General features: G+C 46.5%; 23 protein-coding genes. 11 read left to right on the top strand and 12 right to left on the bottom strand.

Annotated elements, in window-relative coordinates:
* Window positions 1–508: 508 nt before the first annotated feature.
* From fre to trxA, 6 genes are all read right to left on the bottom strand, one after another.
* Window positions 509–1,222, bottom strand: coding sequence for an NAD(P)H-flavin reductase (gene fre / locus R7P36_RS23505; protein WP_005382872.1), 714 nt, complete (start codon window positions 1,220–1,222; stop codon window positions 509–511).
* A 14-nt stretch (window positions 1,223–1,236) separates the two neighbouring features.
* Window positions 1,237–1,506, bottom strand: a complete 270-nt coding sequence (locus R7P36_RS23510) for a 2Fe-2S iron-sulfur cluster-binding protein (RefSeq protein WP_009696789.1) — start codon at window positions 1,504–1,506, stop codon at window positions 1,237–1,239.
* The gene (gene ubiD / locus R7P36_RS23515; protein ID WP_085570149.1) at window positions 1,503–3,356 is read right to left on the bottom strand and encodes a 4-hydroxy-3-polyprenylbenzoate decarboxylase; all 1,854 of its coding nucleotides are present in this window, start codon (window positions 3,354–3,356) and stop codon (window positions 1,503–1,505) included. The genes R7P36_RS23510 and ubiD overlap by 4 nt, the downstream gene beginning before the upstream one ends.
* 91 nt (window positions 3,357–3,447) lie before the next feature.
* A complete protein-coding gene (locus R7P36_RS23520; protein ID WP_213900117.1) occupies window positions 3,448–4,440 on the bottom strand; it encodes a hypothetical protein in 993 nt (330 codons plus the stop codon).
* 106 nt (window positions 4,441–4,546) lie between these two features.
* Window positions 4,547–5,806, bottom strand: a complete 1,260-nt coding sequence (gene rho / locus R7P36_RS23525; RefSeq protein WP_005378757.1) for a transcription termination factor Rho — start codon at window positions 5,804–5,806, stop codon at window positions 4,547–4,549.
* A 196-nt stretch (window positions 5,807–6,002) separates the two neighbouring features.
* Window positions 6,003–6,329: a thioredoxin TrxA gene (trxA, locus tag R7P36_RS23530; RefSeq protein ID WP_004745500.1), complete on the bottom strand. Its 327-nt coding sequence runs from the start codon at window positions 6,327–6,329 to the stop codon at window positions 6,003–6,005.
* Window positions 6,330–6,440: 111 nt separating this feature from the next.
* On the opposite strand from trxA, the gene rhlB reads away from it, so the two are divergent.
* The 3 genes from rhlB (at window position 6,441) to R7P36_RS23545 (ending at window position 11,084) form a co-directional block, all read left to right on the top strand.
* Window positions 6,441–7,754 carry an ATP-dependent RNA helicase RhlB gene (gene rhlB, locus R7P36_RS23535; protein ID WP_054577300.1) on the top strand — a complete coding sequence of 438 codons (1,314 nt, stop codon included), beginning with the start codon at window positions 6,441–6,443 and terminating at the stop codon, window positions 7,752–7,754.
* A gap of 20 nt (window positions 7,755–7,774) precedes the next feature.
* The gene (gppA, locus tag R7P36_RS23540; protein WP_053306516.1) at window positions 7,775–9,268 is read left to right on the top strand and encodes a guanosine-5'-triphosphate,3'-diphosphate diphosphatase; all 1,494 of its coding nucleotides are present in this window, start codon (window positions 7,775–7,777) and stop codon (window positions 9,266–9,268) included.
* Window positions 9,269–9,440: 172 nt separating this feature from the next.
* A complete protein-coding gene (locus R7P36_RS23545) occupies window positions 9,441–11,084 on the top strand; it encodes a sugar nucleotide-binding protein (protein ID WP_213900116.1) in 1,644 nt (547 codons plus the stop codon).
* 221 nt (window positions 11,085–11,305) lie between these two features.
* On the opposite strand, the gene R7P36_RS23550 is transcribed toward R7P36_RS23545, so the two are convergent.
* From R7P36_RS23550 to recQ, 3 genes are all read right to left on the bottom strand, one after another.
* Window positions 11,306–11,980, bottom strand: a complete 675-nt coding sequence (locus tag R7P36_RS23550; protein ID WP_005378770.1) for a 7-cyano-7-deazaguanine/7-aminomethyl-7-deazaguanine transporter — start codon at window positions 11,978–11,980, stop codon at window positions 11,306–11,308.
* A 234-nt stretch (window positions 11,981–12,214) separates the two neighbouring features.
* Window positions 12,215–12,520, bottom strand: a complete 306-nt coding sequence (locus R7P36_RS23555; RefSeq protein WP_005378772.1) for a DUF3630 family protein — start codon at window positions 12,518–12,520, stop codon at window positions 12,215–12,217.
* A 9-nt stretch (window positions 12,521–12,529) separates the two neighbouring features.
* Window positions 12,530–14,365 carry an ATP-dependent DNA helicase RecQ gene (gene recQ, locus R7P36_RS23560; protein ID WP_005451195.1) on the bottom strand — a complete coding sequence of 612 codons (1,836 nt, stop codon included), beginning with the start codon at window positions 14,363–14,365 and terminating at the stop codon, window positions 12,530–12,532.
* A 178-nt stretch (window positions 14,366–14,543) separates the two neighbouring features.
* Here recQ and rarD point away from each other — a divergent pair, with 178 nt between their 5' ends.
* The 4 genes from rarD to ggt all read left to right on the top strand — a co-directional run bounded on the left by rarD (window position 14,544) and on the right by ggt (window position 18,960).
* Window positions 14,544–15,461, top strand: coding sequence for an EamA family transporter RarD (gene rarD, locus R7P36_RS23565; protein ID WP_005382912.1), 918 nt, complete (start codon window positions 14,544–14,546; stop codon window positions 15,459–15,461).
* A gap of 72 nt (window positions 15,462–15,533) precedes the next feature.
* Entirely contained in the window at window positions 15,534–16,331 is a 798-nt protein-coding gene (locus tag R7P36_RS23570; protein WP_009696782.1) for an AraC family transcriptional regulator, read from the top strand.
* Window positions 16,332–16,422: 91 nt separating this feature from the next.
* The gene (locus R7P36_RS23575; RefSeq protein WP_213900115.1) at window positions 16,423–17,082 is read left to right on the top strand and encodes a LysE family translocator; all 660 of its coding nucleotides are present in this window, start codon (window positions 16,423–16,425) and stop codon (window positions 17,080–17,082) included.
* 111 nt (window positions 17,083–17,193) lie between these two features.
* A complete protein-coding gene (gene ggt, locus R7P36_RS23580) occupies window positions 17,194–18,960 on the top strand; it encodes a gamma-glutamyltransferase (RefSeq protein WP_064354413.1) in 1,767 nt (588 codons plus the stop codon).
* Between the two features lie 981 nt (window positions 18,961–19,941).
* Here the strand turns inward: ggt and uvrD are convergent.
* Window positions 19,942–22,116 (bottom strand): DNA helicase II, encoded by a 2,175-nt coding sequence (gene uvrD, locus R7P36_RS23585; protein ID WP_005378778.1) that lies wholly within the window; start codon window positions 22,114–22,116, stop codon window positions 19,942–19,944.
* A 281-nt stretch (window positions 22,117–22,397) separates the two neighbouring features.
* On the opposite strand from uvrD, the gene R7P36_RS23590 reads away from it, so the two are divergent.
* The 4 genes from R7P36_RS23590 to R7P36_RS23605 all read left to right on the top strand — a co-directional run bounded on the left by R7P36_RS23590 (window position 22,398) and on the right by R7P36_RS23605 (window position 24,851).
* Window positions 22,398–22,658: a DUF2282 domain-containing protein gene (locus tag R7P36_RS23590; protein WP_005378779.1), complete on the top strand. Its 261-nt coding sequence runs from the start codon at window positions 22,398–22,400 to the stop codon at window positions 22,656–22,658.
* Between the two features lie 99 nt (window positions 22,659–22,757).
* Entirely contained in the window at window positions 22,758–23,630 is an 873-nt protein-coding gene (locus R7P36_RS23595) for a DUF692 domain-containing protein (RefSeq protein WP_161441268.1), read from the top strand.
* Window positions 23,627–24,385 (top strand): DNA-binding domain-containing protein, encoded by a 759-nt coding sequence (locus R7P36_RS23600; protein ID WP_017633510.1) that lies wholly within the window; start codon window positions 23,627–23,629, stop codon window positions 24,383–24,385. Before R7P36_RS23595 ends, R7P36_RS23600 begins: the two co-directional genes overlap by 4 nt.
* Window positions 24,386–24,395: 10 nt before the next feature.
* Complete coding sequence (locus R7P36_RS23605; protein WP_213900113.1) at window positions 24,396–24,851, top strand: DoxX family protein; 456 nt, start codon at window positions 24,396–24,398, stop codon at window positions 24,849–24,851.
* Between the two features lie 31 nt (window positions 24,852–24,882).
* Here R7P36_RS23605 and R7P36_RS23610 read toward each other — a convergent pair whose 3' ends face one another.
* Together R7P36_RS23610 and R7P36_RS23615 are read right to left on the bottom strand one after the other, a co-directional pair.
* Complete coding sequence (locus R7P36_RS23610; RefSeq protein WP_005378786.1) at window positions 24,883–25,164, bottom strand: hypothetical protein; 282 nt, start codon at window positions 25,162–25,164, stop codon at window positions 24,883–24,885.
* Window positions 25,165–25,255: 91 nt separating this feature from the next.
* Window positions 25,256–26,449, bottom strand: coding sequence for a multidrug effflux MFS transporter (locus R7P36_RS23615; protein ID WP_005382927.1), 1,194 nt, complete (start codon window positions 26,447–26,449; stop codon window positions 25,256–25,258).
* Window positions 26,450–26,466: the final 17 nt, after the last annotated feature.

Below are 26,466 nucleotides of genomic sequence, written 5' to 3' on the forward strand. Positions count from 1 at the left end.
AGCGTTCAATCTGAGCCATGATCAAACTCTTCAATTTAAGATTTTGTTCGGCTCAATGAATACTGAACATTACATAAAGTAATGTTTGAATTGACTGTGCTGAATCCGAAGATTCAATGGTCACTTCGTTTCATTGAAACCTAAATTGTTTCCGAAGAAACTATTTGGATTATCATCAACGAGTGCCCACACAGATTGATAGGTCTATATTGTTAAAGAGCTTGCTTTACGAGAAGTTTTTCTCTCAAAGCGGAGGTGCATTCTAGCGATTTAATTGACAGTGTCAAACACTTTTTCAATTTATTTTTCGTAGAAGCTTTCACCTCTCCGACCCTGCTGAAGCCTTATCGCGTCTGCCGTGTCGGTGGATGCGCATTATAGGGAACTCAGATCCGTTCGCAACCCTTTTTTGAAAAAAAATGGAAAAAAATGACTGTTCGATGACTATTTCATCAAAAAAGCAAAAAAGAGGGTAAAAAACCCTCTTTTTCTGCCTTAAAAGCCGTATTTAAATGAATGCGTACGCGTCTGCGAACATACGTTCGCTCTTCGCTTTCTTGTTCTGAGTGAACTGTTCACGTGCTGCGCCAGCCATTTCAAAACGACCTGCAATATAGATATCGTAGTTTTCTAAGCTTTCGAAATCTTCGGCTACTGCTTGTAGCACGTTACCAACTTTACCTTGCCAGTCTGCAGGTGCTTCTTCTACTACTGGCACAAAGTGAACATTGGCAAACTTGTCGGCAATCTCGACCAGTTCGTCTTTAGCATAAAGCTGGCAGTTATCGCGCGCCCCCCAATATAAATAGATAGGATTGGTTTTATTCTGCGCTACGCAGTGATCCAGAATCGAGCGAACGTAACTGAAGCCTGTACCACCAGCAATTAATAATAATGGGCGTTCGCTTTCTTCTTGAACCCAAGCATCGCCATGTGGCGCATCAATTTCAATCTGACCATCAGTTTCAAGCGCCGCTTGCATTGCTTCGACAACTTCTTGTGCATAAGCGTTGTGTTCCGCCGCACCGATGTGCAGTTCAAGTTCACCTTCATGACGACAAGGGCTGCTTGCGATAGAGAAAGGACGTTTGTCTTTTTCACCCATCACCACCATTAGGTACTGACCCGCTTTAAAAGGCACTGGTGATTCTGGGTGAAGAAGGATTTGGTAAGTATTACAAGCTAACGGCTGAATAGACTTTACTTTACATTGGATGGTCATGGTGTTCCTCTCGCTTACTCGTCAAAAGTAAGCACTAAATTACTTTCTGTATAGGCTTGGCAAGGGAATATCCAACCTTGCTGTTGCTCTTTTTCGGTTAGCATCGGTTCGAGGTGATAGCTCACCTCGCCCGTTAGCTTTTTACACATGCACATGGCGCAAGCGCCAACTTGGCAACGGTGCGGGAAGCGAATATTGTTGTTGAGCGCAGCTTCCAACACCGTCTCCCCTTCTTTTACTTGGAACGTAACGTCCATTGGTAGAAGGTGGACTTGATGACTCATAGAATACCTAACTGGTCCCAAATCTCATCGACTTTAGCCACAAGTTTAGGATCTTTTTTGATAGGCGTGCCCCACTCGCGCGTGACTTCAGATTCGAACTTGTTGGTCGCATCCAGTCCTAATTTGGATGAACTCTCAGTCTTACCAAGCACTTGAATCGTGTCTCTATCTGGGTCCATTCGAGTTGTCACCGCCCAAATGATGTCATTCCAATCTCGTGCATTAACGTCATCGTCGCACAAAATGATGAATTTGTTATCCGTGTACTGAGCAAAGAAGCCCCATAGATATTCCATCAATTCTTGGGATTGACCAGCTTGGTCTTTCTTCATAGTCACGACAGCAAATTGGTTGTTTGCTGTAACTGGAAGATAGACGTCAACAATCTCAGGGCGTTGCTGTTTCAACTCATTCAGTTCTGCTTCGGTAATCGCTTTGCTGTCTCGCTCAGTGACCTCGGTTCGCGTCGCCAGCTCGGCATCCCATTTAATGGTCGCATCCAAGCCCATTTTGGAGCCAAGCCCAACCACTGGTGAAGCAAAGTCGAGCGAGTCGATTGGCGTGTTATCTATCATCAAGGTATCACGTACAGGGTCCATATGCTCTGACATGGCTTTAACGACATCATTCCAATCTCGTGCGTTTACCGATTCATCGCACACAATAACAAACTTGGTATACATGAATTGACGTAAGAAAGACCACACGCCCATCATTACGCGCTTGGCATGTCCTGGGTACTGCTTCTTCATGGTGACGACGGCCATTCGGTACGAACAACCTTCTGGCGGAAGATAGAAGTCTTCAATCTCTGGGAATTGCTTTTGCAGAATAGGCACAAACACTTCGTTTAATGCCACACCCAATACAGCTGGTTCATCTGGCGGACGACCTGTGTAGGTGCTGTGATAAATAGGGTCTTTACGCATAGTAATGTGCGTAATAGTAAATACGTGGTGCTTTTCTTTTTCGTTATAGTAGCCAGTGTGGTCACCGTAAGGACCTTCATCAGCAAACTCGTTCGGGTCGATATAGCCTTCCATCACGATTTCCGCGCTCGCTGGCACTTCCAAATCGTTGCTGACTGACTTCACGACTTCCGTTTTGCTTCCACGTAGCAAACCTGCAAATGCGTATTCCGATAGCGTATCTGGCACTGGTGTTACTGCGCCAAGAATGGTTGCTGGGTCTGCACCAAACGCGACCGAAACTGGGAAAGGTTTACCTGGGTTGGTTTCCATCCAATCGCGCAGATCAAGCGCACCACCACGATGGGCTAACCAACGCATGATGATTTTGTTCTTGGCAATTTTCTGCTGACGGTAAATGCCTAGGTTCTGACGTTTCTTATTTGGACCTTTGGTTACGGTTAAGCCCCAAGTAAGCAGCGGCGCTACATCTTCTGCCCAGCAGCTCATTACCGGAATTTTATCCAAGTCGACTTCATCACCTTGCCAAACAATGTCTTGGCATGGTGCTTTACGTAAACGCTTAGCCGGCATGTTCAATACTTGTTTGAACACAGGCAGTTTTTCTAAAGCGTCTTTGAAGCCTTTTGGTGGCTCAGGTTCTTTTAAATAAGCCAGCAGCTTACCGACTTCTCTTAATTCTTTAACGTCTTCACGTCCCATGCCGATTGCGACACGCTCTGGTGTACCAAACAGGTTCGTCAAAACAGGTACGTCGTAGCCGATTGGGTTCTCAAACAACAGCGCAGGTCCACCAGCACGCAAGGTGCGGTCGCTGATTTCTGTCATTTCATAAGCGGGATCGACAGGGTGAGTGATGCGTTTAAGTCGACCTTTCTGTTCTAGGTGGTCGATAAATTCGCGTAAATCCTTAAAACTCATAGGCCTTCATGCTGGCTGATTAAACTGTCCGCAGTATAACAAATAGGAGGACGCTAAGATCCTCCTATTTTGTGTGGGTATGTGAGCCAGATTACTTTAATACTTGTTCAATCTGCCGAGTCTTTATCTGATGGTTCGAAGATACTAACTCTTCCAACCAGGTTTGATGCCCTTGTTGAGCAAGCTCTCGAGCAACCATGGTTGCTTCTTCTGATAACGCCATTTTTCTAACTAGAAACTGCTTTACTTGCGGAGATAGAGGGTTAGATTTTGTAAGTAGACTAATAGCTTCTGGCTTGAGTGATGGGTTAACTGTGGCATTCATCAATTGCTGAATGGAAAAAACGTCTCCAACCGCAGCTAAACGCTCAAGTTCGGACTGGCTGTTGTAATCAGCTTTCATCCGCCAGAGTAAGTTGTACACTTCCTCATCCTGACTAACTTGTGCCAACCTGACTATCACGGCCGTCGATGGTAACCAACTGGTCACATTTGCTTTGGTTAACTGGGCCGTTAATGCAGCAAGCGCATTGGGTGATAAGCTGTCTAACTCTCGAATCAAAAGCGCTTCACGCGCTTGAGCTTGTTGAGATGGCCCTGTAAGCCATTGCTTTAAGTTAAGCTCTCTTCGTTCAGCTTGTAAGACAAAGTCCAAGGTACTTTGGTCTTGTTTCCAGCGCTTAATCAAGCGACTCGCAATAACGGGAAAGTTAAAAGCGGGTACACTAAATTCATACCCATCACCTCGCTCTAACACTTGATAAGTCGGGGTCATACGGATCTGGGACTCAACAAACAGAGCCATTCGAGGCGTGAGAATCACACCTTGCTTTTCAAGCTTTTCCAATAATTGAAAGCGCACCACCTCTTGTTGAGGCAAAGCAAGTCGATCAAGGGCAAATTTAAGCGAGTCGACTTCATCTCTGACAGCGTAATCAAGCAGTTCAGAGACTTTAGTCTGTATTTGAGTATCCTGAAGCCACTGTTCTACTACAGACTCATGCATTTCCTTGGCAGATAATGTCGCAGGTAGAGTGATAAGTGACAAGCTCAGGAGTAATGACGACAACATTCCTTGTTGCATGTTAACCTCCCGATAACATTTCCTTCATTCTGATACTTCTATCGGGAGAAAGCAATAAAAAAGCCACCGATATACGGTGGCTTTTCGCAGAATAACTTATCTGAGACTATTGACGACGCATCGCATCGAAGAACTCATCGTTGGTCTTCGTCATCGCTAGCTTATCGATTAGGAATTCCATTGCGTCGATTTCGCCCATTGGGTGAACGATCTTACGCAGAATCCACATCTTCTGTAGTTCGTCAGTCTTCGTCAGTAGCTCTTCACGACGTGTACCTGAGCGGTTGAAGTCAATCGCAGGGAATACACGCTTCTCAGCAATCTTACGGTTCAAGTGCAGTTCCATGTTACCTGTACCCTTGAACTCTTCGTAGATAACTTCATCCATTTTAGAACCAGTATCTACTAGTGCCGTTGCGATGATAGTTAGGCTGCCGCCTTCTTCTACGTTACGTGCAGCACCGAAGAAACGCTTAGGACGATGTAATGCGTTTGCATCCACACCACCAGTTAGTACTTTACCTGATGAAGGCACTACGGTGTTGTAAGCACGAGCTAGACGAGTGATAGAGTCAAGCAAGATAACCACGTCTTTCTTATGTTCAACAAGACGTTTTGCTTTCTCGATCACCATTTCCGCTACTTGTACGTGACGAGATGCTGGCTCATCGAAAGTCGACGCAACCACTTCACCTTTAACTAGGCGCTGCATCTCAGTTACTTCTTCTGGACGTTCGTCGATAAGAAGAACCATCAACTCACACTCTGGGTGGTTGTACGCGATGCTTTGCGCGATGTTTTGCAGAAGCATTGTTTTACCCGCTTTAGGCGGAGCAACAATCAGACCACGTTGACCTTTACCGATAGGCGATGCCAAGTCTAAAACACGTGCTGTAATGTCTTCTGTTGAACCGTTACCACGCTCCATAACCATGCGCTCATTCGCATGTAGAGGGGTAAGGTTTTCAAATAGGATCTTGTTACGGGCGTTGTCTGGTTTATCGTCGTTAACGGTATTGACTTTTAGAAGGGCAAAGTAACGTTCACCGTCTTTTGGTGGACGAATTTTACCAGCGATAGAGTCACCAGTACGTAGGTTAAAGCGACGAATCTGACTTGGTGATACGTAGATATCGTCCGGACCCGCAAGGTATGAACTATCTGCACTGCGTAGGAAACCAAAGCCGTCTTGCAGAATTTCCAGAACCCCATCGCCAAAGATGTCTTCGCCGCCTTTAGCGTGCGCTTTTAAAATCGCGAAGATGATGTCTTGTTTTCTTAAGCGAGCTAGGTTCTCTAATCCTAAGCTTTCGCCCAGTTTTACAAGGTCAGACACAGGTCTGTTCTTCAGTTCGGTAAGGTTCATGGTGGTGGATTCTTGTTTAGTCAAAATAAGATCTGTTTTCTAGTTAAGATGGATTTGGTCTCAGGATCGACCAAGAAGAGAAATTTGTTCAATTAACGCGCGATAAGTTAGCACTAATTAGTATTCTAGTCCAGAGTTAGAAAAACAAAACCGTGCATTGTAACTTTGCACGGTTTTATCTGTAATCACTTGGTGATTATAAGTTTGCGTCTAGGAACTCTTTTAGTTGAGTTTTAGACAGAGCACCTACTTTCGTTGCCGCTACGTTACCATCTTTAAATAGTAATAGCGTTGGAATGCCGCGAATACCAAACTTAGGTGGTGTACCTGCGTTATGGTCGATGTTTAGTTTACCGATAGTGAGTTTGCCTTCGTACTCGTCTGCGATTTCGTCCAAAATAGGAGCGATCATTTTACAAGGACCACACCATTCTGCCCAAAAATCCACTAGAACCGGGCCTGCAGCGTTGATTACATCGTTTTCAAAACCGTCATCAGTTAGCTGCAAAATCTTATCACTCATCTTCCACTCCAATGTGTTTTTCGAAACTGGTTGGATGATAACCAGTAATTAGATGCCCTATTGGAATGTATTTACTTTCGTATTGCAAGCTTTAGCTGATATTCTATAGCCATGAAAAAGACGCATATCACAGAGCAAAAGTTCGCCGATTTGGGCTTAAAGCCCCAAGTTATTGAAGGATTGGACAAAAAAGGGTTCGAATTTTGTACCCCTATCCAAGCCTTGGCGTTGCCGGTCCTGCTCACCGGCCAAGACATCGCAGGCCAGGCCCAAACGGGTACTGGTAAAACGCTCGCGTTTCTTACTGCTACGTTCAACCACCTTCTGACGACTCCGGAACATGAAGGTCGTAAGCCTACACAGCCACGCGCAATTATTATGGCGCCTACACGTGAGCTCGCTATTCAGATTTACAATGATGCAGAATCATTAACTGAAAGCACAGGTCTAAAAACCGCTCTAGCTTACGGTGGTGAAAGCTACGACAAGCAACTTGCGAAACTGCAAGACGGCGTAGATATTCTGATCGGAACAACAGGCCGTATCATCGATTTCTACAAACAGCGCGTATTTAACCTCAACAACATTCAAGCTGTTGTTCTGGACGAAGCCGACCGCATGTTCGATCTTGGCTTTATTAAAGACATTCGCTTCTTGTTCCGTCGTATGCCTGAGCCAAAAGAGCGTTTGAACATGCTGTTCTCAGCAACGCTGTCTTACCGCGTTCAAGAACTGGCATTCGAACACATGAATACTCCTGAGCATGTCGTTGTCGAACCAGAACAAAAAACTGGCCACCGTATCCAGGAAGAGCTTTTCTATCCTTCGAATGAAGACAAAATGGCGCTGCTTCAAACACTAATTGAAGAAGAGTGGCCAGATCGCGCTATCATTTTTGCCAATACCAAGCATAAGTGTGAATCGGTTTGGGGTCATTTGGCTGCCGATGGACACCGTGTAGGCCTTCTTACTGGCGATGTACCGCAGAAGAAGCGTGAGAAGATTCTTGAGCAATTCACCAAAGGTGATGTCGACATCCTAGTTGCAACTGACGTTGCAGCGCGTGGCCTGCATATTCCTCAGGTAACGCACGTTTTCAACTACGACCTTCCTGACGACTGTGAAGATTATGTTCACCGTATTGGCCGTACTGGTCGCGCTGGTGCGAGCGGTCATTCGATCAGTTTTGCTTGTGAAGAGTACGCGGTTAACCTACCAGCAATCGAAGAATACATTGAGCATACAATCCCAGTTTCAGAGTACGATTCGTCGGCACTGATTCAAGATCTACCGGCTCCGATTCGTATGCGTGCACCACGCAACCAACAGCGCCGCACGAATACTGGCGGTACCCGTTCTGGTAACCGTAAGCCGCAGGGACGTCGTCCACGCCAACCGCGTCAATCGGCACCAAAACAATCGTAATAGGAAACTGAGTTCGTTTTATGAGTCAAGCAGGATCATCACCGCTATATGCCGCCATCGACCTCGGGTCGAACAGTTTTCACATGCTCGTTGTGCGTCACATCGATGGCAGCGTTCAAACAATGGCTAAAATTAAGCGCAAAGTTCGTCTAGCAGCGGGCTTAGATGAACATAATTCTCTTAGTATGGAAGCTATGCAGCGAGGATGGGACTGCTTAAGTCTATTTGCGGAACGCTTGCAGGACATTCCTAAACAAAACATTCGCATCGTCGGTACTGCAACATTACGTACCGCGACCAATGTAGATGTGTTTTTAGAAAAGGCTAACCAAATTCTAGGCCAGCCTATCGAAGTGATTACTGGTGAAGAAGAAGCTGCCACTATCTATAAAGGTGTCGCTCACACCTCTGGCGGTAGTGGTCGTCGCCTTGTAGTCGATATCGGTGGAGCAAGTACCGAACTGATTATCGGTGAAGGTTTCGAAGCCAAAGCACTGACCAGCTTAAAAATGGGCTGCGTGACTTGGCTTGAAAACTTCTTTAAAGATCGCCAATTGAATGCTCGTAACTTTGACGCGGCAATTGAAGGAGCGAAACAGACCATCCAGCCGATTTTAGAACGTTATACAGAAATTGGTTGGGATGTGTGCGTTGGTGCATCAGGCACTGTTCAGGCATTGCAAGAGATAATGCTGGCGCAAGGCATGGACGAAGTAATCACTCACTCCAAACTCAAGCGTCTACAGAAGCAAGCCATGTTGGCCGACCATTTAGAAGAGCTCGATATTGAAGGCTTAACACTTGAGCGCGCATTAGTGTTCCCTAGTGGCCTCTCTATTTTGATTGCCGTTTTTGAATTGCTTGAAATCGATGCTATGACACTGGCTGGCGGCGCACTACGCGAAGGCTTAGTGTATGAGATGGTTGAAGAGCTTCGTCAAGAAGACATTCGTGCCCGCACTATCGCTAGCGTACAAAATCGTTATCAGCTCGATCACCAATACGGTGAACAAGTCGCTAGTCTGGCACACACGCTTTTACAGCAAGCTGGGGGCGATGAGTGGATTACAGAGCCTCAGGGCAAGATATTACTCGAGACCGCCGCAAAACTGCATGAAATTGGCTTAACTATCGATTTCAAAAAAGGCGGAGAGCATAGTGCTTACTTGCTGCAGAATTTGGATCTGCCTGGTTACACGCGCGCACAGAAGTTCTTTATTGGTGAAGTGGCTCGTCGCTATCGCGAACAGCTCACTTCTTTACCTGAGCAGCATGCATTATCAGGCTCGAGTGCCAAACGAGTATTGAGACTGTTGCGTCTTGCAGTTTTACTCAGCCATCGTCGCAATCCTGATCTAGAGCCAAATGTGACTCTAACAGTTGAAGGCGACAATCTAACGTTACACATTGATGCGCAATGGCTAGAGAAAAACCCACTGACTGCGGCTGAGTTGGAAATTGAATCCAACCGTCAGACAGACATCGGCTGGCCATTAAATATCGTAGCAAAATAAGCGAATGTCACTGCCTTACAATACTAAAGCCCAGGCGTTCGCTTGGGCTTTTTTGCATCTACCTCCCCTACAAAACGTGCTGCCCAGCAAAAATTTCAGCTTCTCCGCTCTACATCGAAAAACAGCCATGCTTTATTGATAAACACAATTTAGCCAACCAAGATGCACCATCATGAAAACCGTTTTAATGACTGGCTTAACTGGCACTCTCGCCCCAAAAGTCGCTCATCAGTTTCACATACGCGGCTGGAACATATTGGAGTGGAATCACCACCAAATCTCACCAGATGATCCAGAGCAAAGTGAGCAATTTTGGCAGCAGCACCACATTGATGCGGTGTGCCATATGGCGATGGGGAGTGAAGCATGGGCAGCATGGCTCGGTGAACACTGCAAACAGCGCAACATTCCTTACCTCTTTGTCAGCACAGCAATGGTATTTGATGCCACAAAAAACGGGCCTTATGGCATCTTTGAAGAAAGAAACACCCAAGATGATTACGGCAAATACAAAGTTCGTTGTGAAGATGCAATCTGGCAAGCAAATCCAGATGCGATGGTTGCTCGAATTGGTTGGCAGCTCCATCACCAAGCAGAAGGCAATAACATGTTGGCGCATCTCGACCGCCAATATGAAGAGAACGGCGTTATTACCGCTAGCACGGCTTGGTATCCTGCGACTTCTCATATGGACGATACTGCACTCGCCTTTTTGCAGCTTATTGAGCGGAACGAAGCCGGTTTATACCACCTTGATAGCAACTTAAAGGATAAGTGGAATTTCTACGAACTCGTTTGTGCACTCAAGCAGCATTACAACAAGCAATGGCAAGTGCTGCCAAGCAATGACTATCACCATGACCAACGTTTAACAGATGAACGAATTGCCTTGCCGCCATTGAGTGAACGCTTCACCAAGCCAGAGCAAATCCAGCAAGCTGGCATCATAGGAATCAACTGGGGACGCACGCACATTCCCCACTATCGAAACAATGGTGTTGCAATCACGACGTTATGCGCCAACCAAATAGAACCTCTTCAACAAGCGTGCAGTGAAGAAGCAATCCCAAAGGCAGAAACAAGCATCAGCGCACTCAAGCAACTTGATGTCGTGACCATCGCGACACCTGCGCATACTCATGCAGAGATCATAAAGAAGTTGGGTTCAACCAAGCTGATTTGTGAAAAGCCCTTGGTGGGATTGAATTCCGACATCACTCACTGGCAGCAACCGAACGCCAACCTATTGGTTAATTACGCCTTTGCTCAGCTAAATACCGCCAAGACGATAGAGAAGTGGCTCACTTCGCAAACCCAACCTTGTGTGGTCAATCTAGTCACCCAAGTTAATCTACCGGGCAACTTCACACTCAAAGAGTGGTTTCTTGAAACAGCCAGCCACCCTATCTCTTGGTTGCTGCACTGCTTTGGAGACTACTCTCAGTCAACACTGATTGAGGAAACCGGCCAACTGATCGTTGAGTTGCAATGCGACGACCACCAGCTAAGGTTTGTATTTGAATTAACTGGTGAGCCGGGCATCGAGCACAATCTAACGATTCAATCCAACCAAACCTTAACCAGCAAAGGCTACTACCGTGTCGGCGAAAAATGGCGTTTCGAGCCCATTCTCGTTAATGGCAACGCGATAAATGATGGAGAGTACAGCGAATCTGATTGCTGGCAGGACGCCAATCAACGCAGTGTCGGTTTGATGTTGGCGATATTCAATCAAAGCATCAGCTGGGAGAACGGCCTGCAACTTGGCGCCTTCGATGCGCAAAAAGCCATTTTGATTGAGAAAATGCTCTGTTAGCCATTTCACCAACGAGCTTGCTCTGCGTTCCGTATCTTCGATTAAAAGGTCTCACTCGGGACCTTTTTTATTGCTCATTTTACCTTCGTACAGCTTAGGGAGCTTTTGGACACCCATGATCTAATTGCTCCCCACGCTGTACAAAACCCTCTAAATCCCAGTAAGCAGGTACAAAAAAGCCGCTTGATTTAAGCAAGCGGCTTTCGGGGTTCCCACTGATATTAAGACTGAACGCTTGTCGTCACCTTAAAGTCAGGGTTCACCGCAGTCAGCTTCTTAATTAGGTAATTCAGTAATACGCCGTACATAGGAACGAACAAACCCAGACTGATAATCAGTTTGAAGCCGTAATCCACTAGCGCGATTTCCGTCCAATGCTCTGCCATAAATGGATCTGGGCTTTGGTAGAACGCAATGGCGAAGAAAGCGATGGTATCAAGTGCATTACCGAAAAGCGTTGAACACGTTGGTGCCACCCACCATTGCTTCATTTGACGTAGGCGGTTGAACACGTGCACATCCATGATCTGACCAAGTAGGTACGCCATGAAGCTAGCAATCGCGATACGAGCAACGAATAAGTTAAACTCCCCTAGGTGACCAAAACCTTGGAATTGACCTTCGAAGAACACCACCGATAAGAAGTAAGACACTGCCAAAGCAGGCAACATCACTAAGAAGATAATCTTACGCGCCAACTGAGCACCGAAAATACGCACGGTTAAGTCAGTCGCTAAGAAGATAAATGGGAAAGTGAATGCACCCCAAGTGGTATGGAAACCGAAAATAGTAAACGGTAGCTGAACTAGGTAATTGCTAGATGCAATAATGACTAGGTGGAATAGAACCAGATAGATAAGGGCGTTGCGCTGCTGCGCAGGGGTAAAGTTACTCATGCGATACCTTTTTAGTTTGGTTTGGGGGTGAGGGAACCCAAATCGAGTCACTGAATAAAGTGGCTCTTACCAACAATGTAAAATGAAAAATAAACTGGCTTGGCTCATTCTGAGCGAAGCGGTGGGCGATTATACATTAACCACTTTTCGCCGCAAGTCGTCTGTTTTACGCAAACGTTTGAGCATAAAAAAGGGTGTTTCATGTGAAACACCCTTTCAAGAAAAAATTCTATTTTAGAAACCGCGCTGGAACAATCCTGCAAGATAATCCAACTCTTCCCTGCTCTCTTCAATCGCTAACGCTTCAAACCAAATCGCTTCGCTGTAATGCTCTGCTTTCATAAACAGTCGGCAACCTTCAAAGTCGATCAGCCAAGAGTGAATATCTGCATCCCACTGCTTTTCCACCACAGTAGCAGAAAGCAAGCCGACTAAACGCTCACCTAAGGCAGGAAAGCTATCAAGGTCAAAGCTCGGCGCGGTTATGATTAAGCGCCCTTCTTGTGCCATGTAGTCCGCTAAGCCAAATTCCTTTTGCATCTCGGTTCCTTATCCGTGGTGAGTAATGTGTTCTTGAATCAAATCGAGGAATGGATCGGCGTACTTCTCCAGTTTGCGCTGACCAACGCCGCTGACTGCCAGCATTTCGCCGTAAGACGTTGGCAAAATTTCCGCCATATCAATCAGAGTCGCATCACTAAAGACCACGTATGGTGGCAAACCATCTTCATCAGCAATCGACTTACGCAGCTTACGTAACTTAGCAAACAGCTTTTTGTCGTAGTTCTTGCTGGTCAGTTTGTCCGACTTCGCCGCACGTGCTGCAGTGTCTAAACGCGGAACCGCTAACTCCAGAGTCACATCGCCACGTAGCAGCGGACGCGCTTCTTCGGTAAGTTGCAGCGTTGAGTTACGCGTGATGTTTTGGAACAACAGCCCTTTGTGGATTAACTGACGGAAGATACTCACCCAGTAATCGTGGCTGTGATCACGCCCTATCGCGTAGGTAGAAATTTTATCGTGCCCGTTTTCACGTACACGAATGTTTTGCATGCCACGTAGCACTTCTACTACGTAGCCCATACCAAAGCTCTGATTAACACGGTACACACAAGACAACGCCTTACGCGCTTCTTCCGTGGCATCAAAGTGCTTCGGTGGATCTAAGCAAATATCGCAGTTGCCACATGGCTTCTCACGATATTCACCAAAGTAATTCAATAGCACCTGACGACGACAAGTCTGCGCCTCAGCAAAGGCACTCATCGCATTCAGCTTGTGGGTTTCCACCTGCTTCTGCGGACCATCGTCTTTCTCATCCAACATACGACGCAGCCAACTGATGTCCGCCGGGTCATACAACATCATCGCTTCCGCAGGTAAACCATCACGCCCTGCACGACCCGTTTCCTGATAGTAAGACTCGATGTTGCGCGGGATATCAAAGTGAACCACAAAACGCACGTTTGGTTTGTTGATGCCCATACCGAATGCCACGGTCGCCACTACAATTTGGATGTCATCACGTTGGAAAGCTTCTTGAACGTAAGCGCGCTCATCAGCATCCATACCTGCGTGATAACCAGCAGCACGAATGTGGTTGTTGCACAGCTTCTCGGTCACCATCTCAACTTTCTTCCGGCTACCACAATAGATGATGCCGCAATTCCCCTTTTGGGTTTCAAGATAACGAACGATTTGCGAAACCGGCTTGTGCTTCTCAACTAAGTTGTAGCGAATGTTAGGACGGTCGAAGCTGCCTAGATAAACCTCTGGATTATTCAGTTGCAGACGCTCAAGAATATCTCGGCGCGTTGCATCATCCGCCGTCGCCGTCAGCGCCATAAATGGCACATGGGAAAACTGCTGCTTAAGTTGACCAAGCGCGGCGTATTCTGGACGGAAGTCGTGTCCCCACTGGGAAATACAATGCGCTTCATCGACGGCAATCATCGATAGCGGCAAGTTTTCCAAGCGCTCAATGAAATCACGCATCAATACGCGTTCTGGCGAGACGTACACCAACTTAAGATGACCAGTGTGCATGCGGTTATACACGCTGAGCAGTTCTTCACGAGGCATGGTCGAGTTAATGCATTCAGCCGCTACACCGTTGGCTTTAAGCTGGTCCACTTGGTCTTTCATCAGCGAAATAAGCGGAGAAATCACCAAAGTAATACCAGAGCGAACCAAAGCAGGGATTTGATAACACAGCGACTTACCGCCACCAGTAGGCAGGATAACTAAGCTGTCGCGACCTTCTACCGCAGCATCAATCACCAACTGCTGACCATCACGGAACTCTTGGTAACCAAACACATCCTCCAACACACGTTGAGGCGTTACAGGCGAATCAGATTGTTCGGCTAACAAGGTCGAGGTCATGAAAAGTCTCAGATTGGGTCTTAAAAAAGAGGTGCTTATGCATACCACTGGCACACAAAGTGAGGGCACATTGTAATGGGGTTTCATGGTGAATAAAACCGCAAATTGTTAGGTGTTTCGCATCACGACTCGTATACTGATTTTCTGCTCTATAAAACACACAATTAGGTGACACTTCATGACACCAGAAGACGAACAACAACGCGCGCGGCAAGGCATCTTGCTAGCGATTGGCGCGTATACCATGTGGGGCATTGCGCCGATGTACTTTAAGTCCATCGCACAAGTATCTCCTTTGGAAATTCTAAGCCACCGAGTGATATGGTCTTTCTTTTTGCTTGCTGCACTCCTCCATTTTGGCCGTCACTGGCGCTCGGCTTACCACATCGCGAAAGACAAAACGAAAATCGCTTACCTGATCGCAAGTTCCATGTTAATTGGCGGCAATTGGTTGATTTTCATTTGGGCGGTAAACTCGAATCATATGCTCGACGCCAGCTTAGGTTATTACATTAACCCACTGATCAACGTCTTACTCGGGATGGTCTTCCTTGGTGAGCGACTGCGTAAATTACAGTGGTTCGCGGTTGTATTGGCAGGTTGTGGCGTACTCGTTCAACTGATTGTATTTGGCTCCGTACCTGTTGTTGCGATGGCGTTAGCAATGAGCTTCGGCTTTTATGGCTTATTAAGAAAGAAAGTCAGTGTCGATGCAAAAACTGGCTTGTTTATCGAGACATTACTTCTACTGCCAGTGGCCGCTGTTTATTTGCTTTTTGTTGCCGATACACCAACCTCAAATATGCTTACGAATCCACTTACGTTAAATAGTTTGTTGATCGCAGCTGGGGTTATAACAACCCTGCCACTGCTGTGCTTTACGGGTGCAGCAACAAGACTCAAATTATCGACTTTGGGCTTTTTCCAATATATAGGCCCAAGCTTAATGTTTTTACTTGCAGTATTGATGTATGGCGAACCCTTTACCATGGATAAAGCGATCACTTTCGTCTTTATTTGGGGAGCACTAGTCGTGTTTAGCTTTGATGGATTACGTAATAACCGTCGCTCACGCCGAATCGTTCAGCCACAGTGATCGTTTTTTACAAGACATTTAAGAAATTGATGGATAAGCTTGGTCATAATGTGACCAAGCTTTTTTTATTTAATGGAACATATTCAGTACTACGCAACCGACCATGACAACTTGAGTCTGATAGAGGCGAAATACCAGAAATTTGCTTTTCAAAGGCATTACCACCTGGATTTTCATCTCGGTCTGATCACGCATGGTGCGCAGAAGTTCCAATACCAAGGTAACAGCCACCAAGTTGGTCACGGGCAAATTGTGATAATGCCGCCAGATGAGCTGCACGACGGGCAATCTAAGCTCGAAAGTGGCTACGAAGTGAATGTATTTGCGATCGAACCTCACCTATTGAGCGATCTGGCTGATCTGAAGCAAAACGGTCAAATAATACACTTCAACGAGCTGATCATCTCGGATCCACAGATATTTTCACAACTTAGTAACTTACACGGGCTACTTCGTCGTGAAAACCTCAGCCAACTCACCAAAGATTGCCTTCCTTTTGAAGGATTTAACCAACTTTTTGATCGCTACGGATCGCTTGAGCGACAAAAAGTGGTGCCGCTAGGAAACCAATCGCTTGGGACGTTAAAAGATTATCTAATGGCGAACCTTGACCAAGCGGTGCGTTTGGATTCACTTTCAGAGTTGTGCCAACTGAGCCCAACTCAGTTCCAGCGCCACTTTAAAGCGCAAACTGGCATGACGCCTTACGCATGGTTCGCACGCCTGCGCCTCGAACAAGGCATGAAGTTACTGCAATCAGGTCAATGTGGTACCGACGTCGCCCATCAGATCGGTTTCTACGATCAAGCGCATTTCAGCAAAGCGTTTAAGCAGACCTACGGCGTTTCCCCTTCTCAAGTGACTCGTTAATTTCATTTACCGAGAAAGCTGTCAGTTTTTTACAAGCGCCATAGGTGACTTGCCACGACAATAGCCACATTAGTTATACTTGAGATGTGTTATGAATGAATCCACCATATTGCTGACGCTCGCCAGCATTCACTTTATTGCCCTAATGAGTCCCGGTCCCGACTTTGCGTTGGTCGTACAAAACGCGACGCGTCATGGTCGTCAAACTGGCTTGTACATTGCGTTGGGATTGTCTGTCGGTATTTTGCTGCACTCTTTATTCAGCCTGACAGGCGTGAGTTATATCGTCCACCAGCACCCAGTGTTGTACTCGGTGGTGCAACTGCTCGGTGGTAGTTATCTGCTCTATTTAGGTATTGGCGCATTGCGCGCCGTGATCTCGATGATCAAAAACCCACAGGCGGATCAACCTAAGAAGCAAAACAACCTAGTGATCAGCAATAAGCGTCAGGCATTTGCTAAAGGATTTGCGACCAACATTCTTAACCCGAAAGCCCTGGTGTTCTTTGTCAGTTTGATGTCGAGTTTAGTCCCAGCAGGTATGTCGATTACTGGCAAAGGTATTGCACTGGTCATCCTGTTTGGCTTGTCGCTATTCTGGTTCTCTAGCCTTGCATGGATGCTGTCGACACAGCGCTTACAGCGTAAATTGCAACAAGCGGGTATCTACATCGACGGTCTATGCGGCGTGGTATTTACTCTAGTGGGCGGCAGTATTCTATACCAAACTATCAATACTTTTATCGGATAAAGTACTGATTTAAAAGCGTAGCACAATCGACATTTCTAAGATTGCTGACTCGACGTGACTCTCCATAACTGCCAAGCTCAAAGCACAAAACTGGCAACATGGAGAGTCATCATGCATTGGACGTTCAACCGACTCGTGACCACGGGTCTTTTTCTTACTTCCCCACTAATCTTATCTACCTCAGTCTTTGCTAACCAAGCAGCAGATGCGGTTGCGCCGGAGCACAGCACTGGCTTCGAGCAAAAACAATTGATCAAAGCGAAAGATTATATGGTTACCGCTGCTAACCCAATTGCAACCCAAGCTGGTGCGGATGTTATTGCCCAAGGTGGTAATGCTATTGATGCTATGGTTGCCGTGCAGCTGATGCTGGGCTTGGTAGAACCGCAATCATCAGGCATTGGTGGTGGCGCCTTCTTAGTGTATTGGGACAGTGAGAAACAAAAACTGACTACGTATGATGGACGCGAAACCGCACCGCTCGCCGCAACGCCGAAACTCTTCCTAGATGACAAAGGACAACCACTGCAATTTTACGATGCGGTTGTCGGTGGGCGCTCCGTTGCCACTCCTGGTACAGTGAAACTGCTGTGGGACACGCACCAGAAATACGGCAAGTTGGAATGGAAGAAGATAATCCAACCCGTGATTACCTTGGCTGAGCAAGGTTTCGAAGTCAGTCCTCGCCTCGCGAGTCTGATTGAGAAAGATGCTAAGCGCCTATCACGCTTCCCTGCGACTAAGGCTTACTTCTTCAATCCAGACGGCTCACCAAAAGCCGAAGGCACGTTGTTGAAGAACCCTGAATACGCGCAAACTCTGACGGCAATTGCAGAGCAAGGGGCAAAAGCTTTCTATCAAGGCGATATCGCCACAGACATCATCAAGACCGTACAAAATGCACCGGGCAATCCTGGCGTATTGGCACAACCTGACTTTGATGCGTTCCAAATCAAGCAACGTGAGCCGGTTTGTGCGGCTTACCAAAGCTATGACATCTGCGGCATGGGACCACCTAGCTCTGGCGCATTGACGGTTGGACAGATTCTCGCGATCACCGAGCAATACGATCTTAAAGGTTGGGGAGCCGAAAGCGCGAAATCATGGCAAGTGATCGCCGATGCATCGCGCCTTGCGTTCGCGGATCGTGGTAAATACATGGCTGACCAAGATTATGTGCCAATGCCAACCGAAGGCTTGCTTGATAAAGATTATCTCAAACAACGTGCTGAGCTCATTCAAGTCGGTAAAGCCTTGAGTAAGGCTGAAGCCGGTAATCCTCCTTGGTCGCACGCCATGAACTTAAGCATGGACCAATCGATCGAGCTGCCTTCCACCAGCCATTTCAATATCGTCGATAAGCAAGGCAATGTGGTTTCAATGACAACAACCATCGAGAACGCCTTTGGCTCACGCTTGATGGTACGCGGCTTCTTGCTCAATAACGAACTGACCGATTTCTCTTTCCGCACGCATCAAGATGGTGTGCCAATCGCAAACCGATTAGAACCGGGCAAACGCCCACGTTCATCTATGGCACCAACCATTATGATGAAGGATGACAAGCCTTACATGGCAATTGGCTCACCGGGTGGCAGCCGCATTATTGGTTACGTCGCACAAGCCATTATCGCCCACACGCAATGGGATATGGACATCCAAAGCGCGATTAATCAGCCACGATTGCTGAACCGTTTTGGCACCTTAGATATTGAGCAAGGTACCGCCGCAGAGGGCTTACAGCCTGCTCTGGAGAAGATGGGTTTTAAAACCGATGTTCGGGATTTGAATTCTGGTCTGCATGCGATACGCATAACAAAAGACGGTCTTGAAGGCGCTGCAGATCCGAGACGTGAAGGTGCCGCTATCGGGCAGTAAGAGTCTTTCGCTCGACCCCTTGTGCGAGATCTCTCACAAAGGGTTGAGCAAACCTCTCTTTTTTAATGGTAAAACCGTACAACAAAGATAATAAGCCATTGAATTTAATACTTATGTATCTTTTTTGAACGCTAAGAGTGTAAAAAAATGTGAGATTAGCCCGTTGTTGGAAATCGTTAAACACGTAATATTAAACCTGTCGGAAGGATGCTGACACGGAACAGGAAACACCACGGACTTGGTGAACTTCAGGAAGAAGAAACGGTTATTCAGGATGAATAGTCGGGCATGGATTGCAAAATTGGGCATTGAACGGAATCAATAGTGACTAGGATGGTTGCTACTAAGGACGGGAAATGGACACCTCTGGACGAGGCAAGGATTTGAACATCAGGATGATGTCAGGGACACCGCTCAGGGAACAAGTGATGAGAGCTAACGAGGATAGTTAGCAGACCAGGATAAGGTCACTAAGGACACCGCTAGGAAGGCGACGTAAGGATTAAGCTGACGGATTCAGCACACTATCATGGATTAGATGCATGGAGCACTCTTAGTAGCCGGATTGCTGCGAGTAAGACTATAACCCCGATGGGCGCAAGCCCTCGGGGTTTTTCTTTGCCTAAAGTTTTTCTCAGTAGATCTGCTGAAAACAGGCATTCACCCACAACGCCCACCTTTCACTTCAAACGGCATCGTTAAGTCGCGCTTTTGTACTCCATTTATCATTCCATTTTTTACTGCGTAGCGACACCAAAACTGCACAAACAAAAAGAGCCGCCGAAGCAGCTCTTAAGTTGATGATACCAATCACAGTAAATAAGTGATCAGAAATAGCGTAGGGAAAATGCTTGAGAACAAGGCGCAATTTTTCGATAAGTAGTTATTCTACAATCAAAAATTGCAACGCAGTTATCGAGTATTTTAACAAGCTAGAATGACCAGTTATTTACTACGATTGGTATGAGTTTTGGTCAAGTCTTACAGTTTCTCTAGTCGTGCGTAAGCAGTTACCAACCATTTGATGCCTTCACCGTTAAAGGCAATCTGTACACGGCTCTGTGGACCACTGCCTTCGAAGTTGATGATGGTGCCTTCACCAAACTTTGGATGCATCACACGAGAACCTAGCGTAAAGCCGGTTTCATTAAAGCTCTCTTTCACAACAGTTTGGCTAAATCGACCACTGCTTGAAGGACGGCTAACTTGCGCCTTCATTCGTACTTCATCTAAACAAGTTTCTGGCAGTTCACGGATAAAGCGAGACGGTTTATGGTATTTATCCTGACCGTACAAACGACGCATTTCAGCATAAGTGATGTACAGTTTCTGCATTGCACGGGTCATGCCTACGTAACACAGACGGCGTTCTTCTTCTAAGCGCCCTGCTTCTTCTGCCGACATTTGGCTTGGGAACATGCCTTCTTCCACACCGACCATAAACACCAATGGGAACTCTAGACCTTTCGCACTGTGTAATGTCATGAGCTGAACCGCATCTTCAAATTCGTCCGCTTGTCCTTCGCCCGCTTCTAGTGCTGCGTGGGTTAGGAATGCCGTCAGCAGTGACATGTCTTCGGCTTCTTCTGGTTTCTCGAATTGGCGAGTTGCGGTCACCAATTCCTCCAAGTTCTCAATACGTGCCTTAGACTTTTCGCCCTTCTCTTGCTCGTACATCGCGAACAAGCCCGAGTATTTAATTACATGGTCAGTTTGGTGATGCAGCGGCATCTCTAAGGTGTCGTCTTCTAGCGCGGTGACAAGCTCGATAAAACGGCTCAGAGCACCAGCAGCGCGACCAGCAAGCACCTTCTCGTCCAACATTGCCACACTCGCTTCCCACATAGTGCAACCACGGTCACGAGCCGCAAAACGGATGGTTTCAAGCGTCTTATCACCCAAACCACGCGTTGGCGTATTCACCACACGTTCAAACGCCGCATCATCGTTACGGTTGGCAATCAGACGCATGTAGCTCAAGGCATCTTTGATTTCCTGACGTTCGAAGAATCGCATGCCGCCGTAGATACGGTAAGGCAGACCGGCTTGAATTAACGCTTCTTCCAGAACACGCGACTGGGCGTTGTTACGGTAAAGCATCGCAGCGTCATTCAGAGCACCGCCCTTGTCTTGCCACTCTTTGATTTTGTTCACCGCAAAACGGGCTTCATCTAATTCGTTGTAAGCGCTGTAAACCGAGATAGGCTCACCGACCACGCCATCCGTCCACAGCTCTTTACCCATACGCTCGGTGTTATTCGCAATCAGGGTGTTAGATGCTTCCAGAATGGTCTTGGTTGAACGGTAGTTTTGCTCAAGACGAATGGTATTTACGCTTGGGAATTCGAGCGTAAACTTCTCAATGTTCTCGACTTTTGCACCACGCCAACCATAAATCGACTGGTCGTCATCACCTACGATCATCACGTGACACTCAGGACCCGCCATCATACGTAGCCAAGCATATTGAATGTTGTTGGTATCTTGGAACTCATCCACCAAGATATGCTTAAAGCGTGCTTGGTAGTGTTCACGGACGAACTTGTTATCACGCAGTAGCTCATGTGCGCGCAGCAAGATTTCCGCAAAATCGACTAAACCAGCACGATCACACGCTTCTTGGTAAGCGGTGTACAACTGTAGATATGTCTTGGTTACTGGATCATGGTACGCATCAATGTGTGACGGGCGCAGACCTTCGTCTTTCTTACCGTTAATCCACCATGCCACTTGGCGTGCTGGCCACTGCTTCTCATCGAGGTTTTGCGCTTTAATCAAACGCTTTAGTAGACGCTGTTGGTCGTCACTGTCGATGATTTGGAAATCTTCCGGTAGCTTGGCATCAAGATAGTGTGCACGCAGAATACGGTGACAAATGCCGTGGAAAGTACCATTCCACATGCCGCCTGCACTGCCCATCATTAGCTCTTCGATACGCCCACGCATCTCTGCCGCCGCCTTATTAGTAAAGGTTACCGACATGATTGAAAACGGAGAAGCTTGCTCGACCGACATCAGCCAAGCGATACGGTGAACAAGAACGCGTGTCTTACCACTTCCTGCGCCAGCAAGAACGAGCAAGTTTTCTAGAGGTGCTGCAACGGCTTCACGTTGTTTATCGTTCAAACCGTCGAGTAATAGAGATGGATCCATCATGATGAGAGCTACTGGTTATTTATACATAAAAACCGATTATAACCTAAACAACCGGGTGCTGTTTAGACAAAACTTGATAAAAAAATCGATGTTTTTTTGCCCAACACATCAATTAGTTATACCTATTTAACCCTACAAACCCATTTACTTCAGAAATTTTTCTGAAAGTTTTTTAGCCAGTTTCCTATCTTTTAAGTTAAGCAAGTTGATAACAAAAACGCCAAAACAGGCGATTCATCTTGCCAACTTAAAGTAAAGGAAATCATTCAGAGGAATTTATTATGAAAAAGTCGAATCTAGCTGTTACTGCTGCTGTTACTGGTCTTCTAGCTCTTGGTGGCACAATGCTAACTGCAGCTCCAGCTGTCGCTGCTGAAAAAGAAAAGTGCTATGGCGTTTCTAAAGCAGGTAAAAACGACTGTGCAACAAAAAGCAGCTCATGCGCTGGTACTTCTAAAGAAGATAACCAAAAAGACGCATTCGTAGTCGTACCAAAAGGTCTTTGTGACAAGCTCGCTGGCGGTAGCACTTCTTCTTCATAATCTTTTATCGCTAGCTATTGTGAGGATGCGTTGACGCTCAACCAACGCAAAGCCAAGACGCATCCTTCTCTTCCCGCACGATTTGAAAAGGAGTTTCACGTGAAACACCACACCTTCCACGACCTTGTTGGAGTTGGATTAAGAACCCCTCACCTCGATTACTTTAGCCAAAACCAACCCGAGTTGTCTTGGTTAGAAATCCACAGTGAAAACTATTTCCAACCCAATGCAACAGAGCGCCATCAGCTACAAACGCTTCGCGAGCAATATCAAATTAGCTGCCACGGTATTGGTTTGTCGCTGGGCTCGGTGGAACGTGTTAGTCAAAAGCATCTTGCGCAACTTAAATCACTGATTGACTCAATCGACCCAATTCTTGTTTCTGACCATTTAAGTTGGAGTGAAAACGGCGGTCACTACTTTAATGACCTGCTTCCACTTCCGTATACGGAAGAAGCGCTCAACGTGTTCACTCGTAACGTGAATGAAGTGCAGGAATATTTGCAACGCGAGATCTTGATAGAGAACCCATCTAGTTATGTGAAGTTTCAACATTCGACCATCAGCGAATGGGAGTTTCTTACCGAAGTGCAAAAGCGCACTGACTGTCGTTTATTGCTCGATTTAAACAATGTTTATGTTTCGGCGTTCAACCACGGTTTTGATTGCGACACATACCTAGATGCGATTCCAGCCGACAAAGTGGATGAGATTCACTTGGCAGGTTTTACCATTAAACAACTCGACAAAGGTGAGATATGGATTGATACCCATAGCCGCCCGGTTAGCGATGAAGTCTGGCAGTTGTTTTCACAGTGGACAAAAAAACACGGTCCACGTCATACGTTGATTGAATGGGATTTGGATATCCCCGCGCCAGAAGTCTTGCTCGAAGAAGCGCAGAAAGCATCGCAACTGCTGTTGCAAGGCACACTTCCAAGTGAACAAAGCGAACCAAGGAAGGCATCATGAATCTAGCCACCTTACAAAGCCAGTTTGCTAAAGCCCTGCACTATCAAGCGCTCGGTGAAGACTGCGATATTGCCAGTGATGAGTTTACCGCTGATGAACGCATACAAATTTACCGCAATAACTTTATCGTCAGCTTAAGCGAAGTGTTGTCCGCGACCTACCCGATGGTTGAAGCGCTGCTTGGTGAAGAATGCTTTGAACAGATAGCTCGCCAGCATGTTCTTTCTTACCCATTAGAAGAAGGAAATGTGGTGCATTATGGCGAAGGCTTTCAAGACACCATCATGCAGTTCAGTCAGGTGATCGCACAAGCACCTTACAGCCCTGAAGTCGCACGCTTCGAGTGGCATATCGACCTAGCTCGTCAAGCACAGTATGAGCAATCCAATGCAGCAGAATTAAAACCGCTTGCGTTACTTGGCGAAGTGAGTGAAGAGCAACAACCCGCTTTAGTCTTACACCTTAAAAAGGGCTGCCGCAGCTTTGACTCCAACTACGCAGTATTCGATCTATTTAGTGCGATTCAAACTGGGCAATTCGAACAACTTAATATCAACCAATTACAGCAAGGTGTCATCTCGATTCAAGCCAATGGAGAAGCCTTGTGTCACGCACTCGATGCCGATGTGTTCCAACTGCTGCAATGTTTAGAGCAGAAGCAGAGTTTGAGCGAAATACCTGAAGTTTTACTCGCTCATCTCAATCGCATCATGGCACTCGATATTGTTGACGGCTTTACATTGCAATCAATCTAAGGAGCACTCTATGACGGATACGGTTAAAAACTTAGTGAATCGGTACGACGATTTAATCAGTACCCTACAAGCTGGCTTTGTCCCTTTACTACTTCTCTTTTGTCGCTTGTGGGCAGCCTGGGTGTTCTTCAATTCAGGACTAATCAAAATCTCATCTTGGGATAGCACGCTGTACTTATTTGAGCTGGAATACCAAGTGCCAATCTTGCCATGGGAATTGGCGGCTTATTTAGGTACGGCTGCGGAGTTGGTTCTACCGGTGTTCTTGGCACTGGGATTGATTACCCGCCCGATGGCAGCAATGCTGTTTGTGTTCAACATCATCGCAGTGATCTCTTACCCACTGTTGTGGGAGAAAGGTTTTTATGACCACCAACTTTGGGGATTGATGATTCTTATCGTAATCGTATGGGGGCCAGGACCGCTGTCTTTGGACCACATCCTGAAAAAGAAAATGACGAGCTAAAAAAATCCCCGCATCATGCGGGGATTTTTTATTATTTATTCAAGTAAGCCAGTAGCTCTTCTGCTGAGATACCTTGCTGAGCGAGGTCTTTTGCCATCTGCTCGACTTGTTCATCTTTGCGTGACTCAATCACTTGCTGAAATTGGTACACGATATCACGCAAAATTGGCAGAGGTACTTGTTTAGCCGCACTACGAATACGCTCGGAGCTTTGATTACCCAGCTCATTAAGCAACTTGCCAAACATCACCTTTTCTGGTGAATCTTCCATTTGCTCTAGAATACGAGCCATTTCATACGTGGTTAACGACATTACTTTTTGAGTTCCGTTATGGTGTCAGGAAAAGTCTGAGTGACAAATATACACGCCTTACTTACATTGGAAAATACTAAATTACACTGATTTACGCTTTCGCAAAGCTCGAGTGCCAGTTCTTCCCTGCTTTTGTAAACAGAACGACCAACGCAGGTAATAGGACCCACATATGAATTGCGATCAAGGTTTGTGGATCCAGAGATAAGCGTTGCAGTGTACCCACCAACAAACCAGAGCCACTCATTTGGAACAATCCAAGCAGTGCAGCTGCCGTGCCCGCCTTATCACCAAACGGTTCTAACGCTTTCCCTGCCGCTGCACCCAGAATGAATGCAAAACCTACAGAAGACATAAAGATAGGTAACATGAAAGAAAGCGCGGTATTCTGACCATTCATCACTAGCATGATCACACCTGCGAGACCCAGAGTTGAGATCCCGGTGACTAAGGTGTTGTGAGTTCCAACGCGCTCCATAAACTTAGGCGCCAGCATACATGCCGCAATGTTTATCACCGCATTTACACCAAACCAGAAAGTGAATTCATTCATCGACAGCCCCATCCCCGTCATCAATACCGACGGTGCTGAGGTAACGTAAGCAAGAATAACCGCCATCGCCATCAAGCATAATGACGCATGGAAAACAAAAGATGGTGTGCTAAGCACTGCCCAATACCGACTAAGCTTAAACACGGCTTGCTTTTCTGTTGACGGGTTAGTCTCTTTCATCATGAAAAACATCAATGATCCAGACACCACAGCAAAACCAGCCATAAAGCTAAAGTTAGCACGCCAGTCAAATTGCTGAGTTAACCAGCTACCTAGAATTGGAGCTAAAGCCGGAATGAAACAAATCGCACCGTTAAGGTAGCTGATCATTTTGCCGCTTTTTTCCGGGCCAAAGATATCGCGAACTGTTGCAAAGGCTGCTACCGATGTCGCACACGCACCTAAGCCTTGTAGCAGTCGGGAAACCAACATCCACTCAATATTTTGAGCACTCCACGCCAATAAAGCGCTCATCGCGTAAATGGTGATACCGCCCAATGCAACAGTTCGACGTCCGAGTTTATCTGCTAGGGGACCTGCGAATAGCTGACCAACACCCATAGCAAATAAGAACCAAGTGATCGTGTCTTGTGCTAGCGCATTATCGACCTGAAAAGTGGAAGCAATAAGAGGTAAAGCAGGTAGATAAATATCAATCGCTAAAGGACTGAAAAGAACCAAAAGGGTCAATAACGCCATCTGTTTTTTACTATTAGAAAACTGGCTAGACACACAACACTCCGAATTGG

The sequence above is a fragment of the Vibrio sp. 397 genome (genome assembly GCF_033339395.1).
In the GTDB taxonomy this organism is placed as follows: Bacteria; Pseudomonadota; Gammaproteobacteria; order Enterobacterales; family Vibrionaceae; genus Vibrio; species Vibrio alginolyticus.